Here is an 8,187-nt window from a genome sequence, read left to right on the forward strand (position 1 = left end):
AACCACCCGCAGAATCGCCCGCGGCTTCCGCGACTTCACCAACTACAGACTCAGATGCCTACTCGCCGCCGGCGGCCACCGCCCCTACCGGATCAACCAGACCAACCATGCCTAAATGCGAAGAGCCTTACGGGCTGTACACCAGCTGGTGTGTCATCAACCAGCACCCAACCGGCACTGAGTCCAACTTTTGGGCTGCCATGAAATACAGGATCACGCCTGGCTGCAACGGACTCCGCATGAAGGGTCCCGCCGCTGCCGACTACATCCTGGCCAGCTATCCGGGACTTGTGTAAGCCCGGATCCAGCCAGGAAACCACCGGAAAACCGGCGGCGCGTCATCAAATGCTGTGGCACTTCCGTGCCGCAGCATTTTTCATGGCCGCCAGGATGAGTTGCGCGGAGGCGCATGCGTCCTGCCTACGTCGGGATGATCCGGAAAAGGAAGCGGGTGCGTACCATGACCCACAGCAGCCCCAGCACCACGGCGTAGGCCGCCGTGTTGAGGAGGATGCTTTGCTGCTGCAGCGCCGGAATGTTGGCCACGACGGCGATCAGCACCACATGCATGATGAACACGTAGAGCGTTGCCCGGCCCAGCGGGATCAGGAACCAGCCAAGGGCGCGCTGCACCGGTTTCCAGTAAGCGCTAAGGAACGCGTAGGCAGCCACCACCAGGACCAGGACGTTGATGAGACGGCCCGGGGCCAGGTATGTCCTGCCGAAGAGTGAGTCATACATCGGCCGGTACAGAGCGTCCGGCATGAGCGCCAGGCGGACATCGTAGTTGTTGGCGAGATACGGATTGCCCCAGGAGAGGAAAGCCAGTGCGAATGCCGCGGCGGTGCAGGCGGCCACCACCCAGGTGTGCGTGGCCAGCCACGCGATGATGCTGCGGCGGTAGTACCCAGCCACCAGTCCAAGCACGAACAGTACCTGCCACACCAGCAGCGGGAATGAGTCCTCGAACTGCGACGGCAGGATCCGGAACCTGGTGACTGCACCCACTGCGTACAGGGCGAGCGTTGCCGCCAGCACCCAGACGGCCTTTCCCCGGTTCAGTGCCGCAAGGATCAGCGGGCTGGCCAGCAAAAGCACCACATAGAGGCCCATGACGTTGAACTGCCACGGCCCGAACTGCAGCAGCAGGATGGCGGGCAGCACCTGGGGCGGCACGGGAAACTGGAACAGCGATGACATGCCCGAATACAGATCGTAGGTCCGGCCGGCACCGGCGTGCCCGGCGCCGCCGGTTCCCTGGTCCACGAACGTGGTCAGGGCCTGGACATTGAAGAAGGGCAGCAGGGAAAGAAGGAAGACACCGACCAGCACGGCGAGCGCCGTCAGGTAGAGCTTGGCTGCGCGGCGGGATGTTAAGTCCACAACCCGCCCAAAGTCCTCCCTGGCCTTGGGCCCGTACACCATGCCCACCACCAGGCCTGAGAACAGGACGAACAGTTCGGCACCCGACACGAAGCCCACGGCCTCCTGGGTGAGCAGCTGGAACAGCGAGGCCATGCCCAGGTGGTTGACCACGACGAACACGATGGCCCTCCCGCGGAGCAAATCAACCCGGGAGTCCCTGGTGGAGGGATCCTGGTAGCTCCAGGCAGTTGCGGCACTGATCCGGCGGGGAACCTGCCACAGGGCCACCAGGAGGATGGCCATGGCGGCAGCAACAGTCCACGCGGCCGCCCCGGAAAGGGTGTTGGCCCGGACATAGGTGCTTCCGGACGCCACATCGGTGACAGGGCCGGTGACCATCGGCGACGCCTTCAGCCTGTCCAGCGCCGCCTTGGCGACATACGGGTTTCCGGTGAGGAGCCAATTGATGCTTGCCACCCCTGTATCCCTGGTGCTGGTCCGCTCGTCCCATACCACCAAGGCCGTCCCGGCGAACCCGGGGGACGTGGCTGTGGTGACCACCTGGTCCCACCAGCCCGCTTTGATGTCCGCCTCGGGCGCGCCACCGGCGGCAGGGCTGTAGAACGCCGCCGTCTGGAGGAGGAAGGGCTTCTTCCGTCCCTCCGAGTAGGTGCCGTAGAAGTTTTCGCCGCCGGAAGCCGTCAGCATCTCCTGAAGCTCACCGGCCCGGGGCGTGGTGTTGACGGCGCCCCCGCCGGCGGTGTCGTCGTGGTAGGCCGTCAGCCCAACCCAGTCCACGGCGTCGTCGCCGGGGTAGTACGGGGCGTAGGCACTGTCGCTTCCATTCCACGTCCCATCGCCATTCGTGTCCAGGAGCGAAAACCCGTCCCTTCCCGGCTCCGGCGCCTTCCGGTTCCGGTCAAAGGGGTAGTCCTTGCCCACGTACGGCGCCCACACCATGGCGGCCCGGCCGCCGTCGTACTTCTTGAACGCTGCCGACACGGCCTGGAAGGCCTGGCGGTACGTGGCCGGCTGCTGGCCCCAGGCCACCCAGCTTGCATTCATGTCGGGCGCAAAACGGATCAGGAGCTGGCCCTTGAACCCGGCGGTAAGGTCCCGCACCTGGGTGGCCAGGGCCTCAGCTTCCGCGGTGCCAAGCTGGTCCAGGGGCACCGATGGCTTCACCGTAAGCAGGGCGTGGGCTCCCTTCACCGCGGCCTGCTGAAGGAAGCCGTCAATGTCGTTCCGTTCCGATTCACGGTAAGGGATGGTGATGTCGTGGCCGAACACAGCGGGACTCGCCCCCAGCCTGTCGCTGAAGCCGGCAGCGGTATCCTCGCCCCACTCAAGTGCCGCACCCAGCCAGGGTTTCCCCTTCTCCGGTGCAGCCTCGGCGGCGTGCGCCGGCCCCGCAGCGGCTACCAAAACCAAGAGGCCAGCGAGGGCCGCAACCAGGATGGCACCGACGGAACGCGGACCGTTCCGGCGGGCTGTGGCGTGGTGGTGCGATGTGATGGCTCGCATGCTGACAAGGACCCCCCGGTACTCATGCTCTGACGACGGGGCGGCGCCCCCGTAGAACTTTATCGGCCCGGCGGCAGTATGCGCGTAAGTGGCGGGCTGCCCACCTGCGGTGATGTCCGCTGTCGCGCTTTCCGTCAGCACGGTGGGCACCTTGGCAGTCCTGTGAAACCGTTGCCCTCCGCTCAATGACGGAACATGACGACGGCGGCGGTGCGGCTTGGCGCCGCAAGTGTTACGTTTTTGGGGAGTAATGAGCACCGGCATTAAGCCCTGACTGGCCGGTCGGCAACCCTCCTTTCGCGGCGGGGTGCCTCAGGTGAATACTCGGCATATCGACCGATTCGAGCTGCAAGCGTGAAAGAAGGAGATCCGTCGTGTCTGACGCACCTGCCCCTGACGAAAGACTGTCCTACCGGCTCATCAGTGGCCCCGACAACCGTGAATTCTGCGAGCGGATCTCGGCCGCGCTGGCTGAGGGCTACGTGCTGCACGGCAGCCCGGCGGCAACCTTCAACGGCACCGGCGTGATCGTGGCACAGGCCATTGTCCTTCCGGCCGCGATCGCCTCGGCAGACGCCGCCGTGGCTACGGCGGTGGACCGGCTTGACGCTGAATTCGACGGCGAGTTCGACGGCGAGGGCCACGCATGAGCTACGCAGGAGACCTGACGCCGGAAGAAGCCTGGGCCAAGCTGGAGCAGGGCGCCGTCCTCGTGGATGTGCGGACCGAGGGCGAATGGGCCCACATCGGCATCCCTGACACCAGGGCCACGGACAACGATCCCCTGTTCATCCAGTGGACCTTCCCCGGCGGCATTCCCAACCCGGACTTCGTGAAGGACCTCAAAGAGCAGGCGCCGGAGGACCCTTCCGCGGAACTGCTGTTCCTGTGCCGTTCCGGCCAGCGTTCCATCGCCGCTGCGACTGCAGCCACCCAGGCGGGCTTCACCGCCTACAGCGTGCTGGAAGGCTTCGAAGGCGAGCCGGACCGCTACGGCGAGCGGACGGTGAATGGCTGGAAGAACCGCGGCCTGCCCACCAACCTCGGAAAGAACTAAGTGACTTTTAACCCAGACGCCCCCAACTGGAACCCCGATACCCAGGCAGTCCGTGGCGGACTGGACCGCTCCAACTTCCAGGAAACATCCGAGGCCATCTTCCTCAACTCCGGGTTCGTCTACGAATCCGCCGCGGCGGCCGAACGCGCCTTCACGGGCGAGGACGAGCGCTTTGTCTACTCCCGCTACGGCAACCCCTCGGTGGCCACTTTTCAAGAGCGGCTCAGGCTGCTGGAAGGCACCGAAGCGTGCTTTGCGACGGCGTCGGGCATGTCCGCCGTGTTCACCGCACTGGGTGCCCTGCTGGCTGCCGGCGACCGCGTGGTGGCCGCCCGCTCGCTGTTCGGTTCGTGCTTTGTCATCCTGAACGAGATCCTTCCGCGGTGGGGCGTGGAGACGGTGTTCGTGGACGGCCCGGACCTGGACCAGTGGCGGGAAGCCCTGTCCAAGCCCACCGCCGCTGTCTTCTTCGAGTCCCCGTCCAACCCGATGCAGGAGATCGTGGACATCGCCGCGGTCAGCGAACTGGCGCACGCCGCCGGGGCCACCGTGGTGGCGGACAACGTCTTTGCCACTCCCCTGCTGCAGCGCTGCGGTGACCTGGGCGCCGACGTCATCGTCTACTCCGGCACCAAGCACATCGACGGCCAGGGCAGGGTCATGGGCGGTGCCATCCTGGGCACCAAGGAGTTCATCGAAGGCCCCGTAAAGCAACTGATGCGCCATACCGGCCCCGCGCTTTCCGCGTTCAACGCATGGGTCCTGACCAAGGGCCTGGAGACCATGAGCCTGCGCGTCAGCCACTCATCCGCCACCGCCCTCCGGCTCGCCGAGTGGCTGGAGGAGCAGCCGGCCGTGAGCTGGGTGAAGTATCCGCTGCTGAAGTCGCACCCGCAGTATGGGCTGGCTGCCAAGCAGATGAGCGCCGGCGGCACGGTCCTTACCCTTGAGCTCGCCCCCTCCGGCGGGCGCTCAGGCAAGGAAGCGGCCTTCGCGCTGCTCGACGGGCTGCGGATCATCGACATTTCCAACAACCTCGGTGATTCCAAGTCGCTGATCACGCACCCGGCCACAACCACGCACCGTGCCATGGGGCCGGAGGGACGGGCGGCAATCGGACTGACTGACGGCGTGGTTCGGCTCTCGGTGGGGCTCGAGGACCCGGATGACCTTATCCGCGACCTGGAACAGGCGCTGAAGCAGATCTAGCCGGACATGAACATGCAGGGCGCGTTCCGTCAGGCCTGGCGGACGCGCAGAAGTTCCGGCGTGGACTCCACGTCTGCGAGATCCAGCACGCCGCGCATCGTTACGTGGATGGCCTGGCGGACCACTGCCCCGAAGCCCCTGTCATCGGGCGTCGGTCCGGCCAGGGCCTTTTCACGGGCACGGCGCTGTTCCCCAGCCCCTGTTCCGCGCGCGATGATGTCCTCCACGCCTTGCCGTGCCAAGGACAGCTCGCCTTGTTCGGCCAGGACAGGAGCCAGATAGTCCACCAGGGAACGGACCACGTCCGCAGCCGGTGCCGGGCGGAAGTTGCCGAAGTCCAGAAGCTCGCCGCTAAGTCCGGCGCTGCTTGCCTGCCAGGAGGCCATCCGCAGAACGACGGTGGGAACAGGTGCAGGATCCACGTCGTCGCGCCACTCCCGGCTGGCTGATTCCACCAGCGCCCGGACCAGCACGGCAATGAGGGCGGCGTCGTCGGCCCGGAGGCATACGTCAGCCACCCGCACTTCCACTGTTGGGTGGTTGCGGGAGAGCCGGGCATCGAAGTAGAGCATGCCTTCATCGAGCATGACGCCGGTGTCCAGCAGCCGCGCAACCACCCGGCGGTAGGCAGGGTAGGTTCCGTAGATGCCGGTTGGGCCTGCGGTCGGCCAGCGGTTCCACGCCTGGGTGCGGTAGCTTTCGAAGCCGGTGGGTACACCGTTCCAGAACGGCGAGTTCGCGCTGAGCGCCGTCAGGACTGCCAGCTTGTCCCGGATGCGGTCCAGCACGGCGACGCCTTCTTCCGGCGATTCAATGAACGTGTGGACGTGGAAGCCGCAGGTCAGCTGTTCCTGGGCGGTGAGCCCGAAGCGTTCAAGCATCCTGGCGTAGCGCGGGTCCGGAGTGGTGTGGCTGGTGGAGGCCAGCGGGGAGGTGGCCAGCGCCGCCACCCGGGCACCGTGCTTCCTCGCAGCCTGGTCCGCCAGGACGCGCCCCGCCCGGATCTGTTCCAGCAGGCCCGCGTGCCCAAGGCACGGCCGGGTCTGGGTCTCGATCTGCTCAAGCTTGAGCTCGGCACTCAAGCCCATCTCGTCGTCGTAATCCCTGCGGTTTCCGCCATGGTGGACATCCGGATCCTCTGGAAGATCGTCCGCCGCCACACGGTGGCCGGCAAGGAGGGCGTCAGCCAGGGCAAGCGGCTCCCCGGACTCCGGATCCACGATCAGGAGTTCTTCCTCGACGCCGAACGTACGCATGTAAACATTCTGCTGCAGTGCGGCGGCATCGGGACCGTTGCCGCCGTTCATGACGAAGCGTGAATGGATCAGTCCTGGAAATACTCCACCTTGGCGCCAATGGTGTTCAGGCGCTCGGCGAGGTCCTCGTACCCACGTTCAATCACGTAGATGTTCCGCAGTTCGGACACTCCCCGTGCGGCGAGCATCGCCAGGAGCAGGCAGGCGGCCGGACGGAGCGCAGGGGGGCAGCCCACTTCTGCGGCACGCCATTTGGTGGGCCCATTGACGTAGATGCGGTGGGGGTCCAGGAGCTGCACCTGGGCGCCAAGCCGGTTCAGCTCCGTCAGGTAGATCGCCCGGTTCTCGTAGACCCAATCGTGGATCATGGTCTGCCCATGGGCGTTAGCGGCGATGACGGCAAAGAACGGCAGGTTGTCGATGTTCAGCCCGGGGAACGGCATGGGGTGGATCTTGTCCTCCGGGGAGCGCAGCTCGGAGGGCTTGGTGGTCACGTCCACCAGCCGGGTACGGCCATTGCGGGCCATGTACTCGCCCGAGATCTCCAGCTTCTGTCCCATCTGGCCCAACGTTGCCAGCTCGATTTCCATGAACTCGATGGGAACCCGCCGTACCGTGACCTCGGAGTTGGTGACGATGCCCGCCGTGATGAGGCTCATGGCCTCGATGGGATCCTCGGAGGGGAAATACTCGATCTCCGCATCGATCTCCGGCTGGCCCGTGATCTTCAGGGTGGTGGTGCCCACGCCCTCGATGGTGACGCCGAGCATCTGCAGGTAGAAGCACAGGTCCTGGACCATGTAGTTGGGGCTGGCATTGCGGATTACGGTTGTGCCCGCCCGGTGCGCGGCCGCCATGATTGCGTTCTCGGTGACGGTGTCACCGCGCTCGGTGAGGACGAAGGAGCGGTCGCAGTTGTCGGCAGGGGGTGCCTGGACAGTGTAGAAACCCGTGGTGGCTTCCACCGAGAGGCCGAACTGGCGCAGTGCCTGCATGTGGGGCTCCACCGTGCGGGTGCCCAGGTCACAGCCTCCGGCGTACGGCAGCCGGTACTCGCTCGACTCGTCCAGCAGCGGGCCAAGCAGCATGATGACGCTGCGGGTGCGGCGTGCCGCGTCCACGTCCATCGCATCCAGGTCCAGGACCGCGGGGCGGCGCAGGCGGAGATCGGTATCGTTGAGCCAGGTGCACTCCATGCCGATGCTGGTCAGCACTTCGACGATGCGGTTGACTTCCTCGATCCGTGCCAACCGGCGGAGCACGGTGGTGCCGCGGTTGATCAGGCTGGCACACAGCAGGGCGACGCCGGCGTTCTTGCTGCTGTTCACGTCCACGGCACCGGACAGGGTGCGTCCGCCCTCAACCCGGAGGTGGGTCATCTGGGGCTTGCCCACGTTGACGATGCTGCGGTCAAAGATGTTTTCCAGCCGCTGGATCATCTTAAGGCTCAGGTTCTGCTTGCCCTGCTCCATCCGGGCAACGGCGCTTTGGCTGGTGCCGAGTTCGGCAGCCAGCTGGCCCTGCGTCCAGCCCTTCTCGCTCCGGGCGTCCCTCAACATGGCGGCAACGTGTTCAGCGGTTTCCTGAGTCATACCGCGAATATATCATAAATGAGTTATGCGGCCGGGACCGCGACTACCCAACGGCCAGCTAGGGCGTGTCTCCCAAAGCCTGATGACCGCATCCGGGATGCTTGATGGGTGTCGCGTACTTCCGTTTTGACTGATGGGCAATGGGCCCGCATCCAGCCGCTACTGCCGTCCTCTGCAGGCCGGC

At 65.7% G+C, this 8,187-nt stretch carries 7 protein-coding genes and 1 riboswitch; of the genes, 4 read left to right on the plus strand and 3 right to left on the minus strand.

The window, feature by feature from the left end:
* The first annotated feature begins 107 nt into the window (after positions 1–107).
* On the plus strand, positions 108–296 hold the full coding sequence (locus IEW19_RS22815; RefSeq protein ID WP_188573837.1) for a hypothetical protein: 189 nt from the start codon (positions 108–110) through the stop codon (positions 294–296).
* 124 nt (positions 297–420) lie between these two features.
* On the opposite strand, the gene opgC is transcribed toward IEW19_RS22815, so the two are convergent.
* Positions 421–3,030, minus strand: a complete 2,610-nt coding sequence (gene opgC / locus IEW19_RS22820; protein WP_188573831.1) for an OpgC domain-containing protein — start codon at positions 3,028–3,030, stop codon at positions 421–423.
* Positions 3,031–3,135: 105 nt separating this feature from the next.
* A riboswitch (SAM riboswitch) is annotated at positions 3,136–3,250 on the plus strand.
* A 13-nt stretch (positions 3,251–3,263) separates the two neighbouring features.
* On the opposite strand from opgC, the gene IEW19_RS22825 reads away from it, so the two are divergent.
* Genes IEW19_RS22825 through IEW19_RS22835 form a run of 3 tightly spaced genes read left to right on the plus strand, consistent with a single transcriptional unit; the run spans position 3,264 to position 5,155 of the window.
* On the plus strand, positions 3,264–3,539 hold the full coding sequence (locus IEW19_RS22825; RefSeq protein ID WP_188573832.1) for a DUF1737 domain-containing protein: 276 nt from the start codon (positions 3,264–3,266) through the stop codon (positions 3,537–3,539).
* Entirely contained in the window at positions 3,536–3,946 is a 411-nt protein-coding gene (locus IEW19_RS22830) for a rhodanese-like domain-containing protein (RefSeq protein ID WP_188573833.1), read from the plus strand. Before IEW19_RS22825 ends, IEW19_RS22830 begins: the two co-directional genes overlap by 4 nt.
* The gene (locus tag IEW19_RS22835) at positions 3,947–5,155 is read left to right on the plus strand and encodes an O-succinylhomoserine sulfhydrylase (protein WP_188573834.1); all 1,209 of its coding nucleotides are present in this window, start codon (positions 3,947–3,949) and stop codon (positions 5,153–5,155) included.
* A gap of 29 nt (positions 5,156–5,184) precedes the next feature.
* On the opposite strand, the gene IEW19_RS22840 is transcribed toward IEW19_RS22835, so the two are convergent.
* Together IEW19_RS22840 and IEW19_RS22845 are read right to left on the minus strand one after the other, a co-directional pair.
* Positions 5,185–6,411, minus strand: a complete 1,227-nt coding sequence (locus tag IEW19_RS22840) for a glutamate--cysteine ligase 2 (RefSeq protein WP_188573835.1) — start codon at positions 6,409–6,411, stop codon at positions 5,185–5,187.
* 68 nt (positions 6,412–6,479) lie between these two features.
* Positions 6,480–8,003 (minus strand): UDP-N-acetylglucosamine 1-carboxyvinyltransferase, encoded by a 1,524-nt coding sequence (locus IEW19_RS22845; protein ID WP_188573836.1) that lies wholly within the window; start codon positions 8,001–8,003, stop codon positions 6,480–6,482.
* Between the last annotated feature and the right edge of the window lie 184 nt (positions 8,004–8,187).

Source organism: Arthrobacter liuii (assembly GCF_014639275.1).
GTDB lineage: Bacteria > Actinomycetota > Actinomycetes > Actinomycetales > Micrococcaceae > Arthrobacter > Arthrobacter liuii.

Bases quoted from the DNA above. Each gene is read 5' to 3' on its own strand.
- IEW19_RS22815 (WP_188573837.1), top strand. From the start codon at position 108: ATGCCTAAATGCGAAGAGCCTTACGGGCTGTACACCAGCTGGTGTGTC.
- IEW19_RS22830 (WP_188573833.1), top strand. From the start codon at position 3,536: ATGAGCTACGCAGGAGACCTGACGCCGGAAGAAGCCTGGGCCAAGCTG.
- IEW19_RS22840 (WP_188573835.1), bottom strand. From the start codon at position 6,411: ATGCGTACGTTCGGCGTCGAGGAAGAACTCCTGATCGTGGATCCGGAG.
- IEW19_RS22845 (WP_188573836.1), bottom strand. From the start codon at position 8,003: ATGACTCAGGAAACCGCTGAACACGTTGCCGCCATGTTGAGGGACGCC.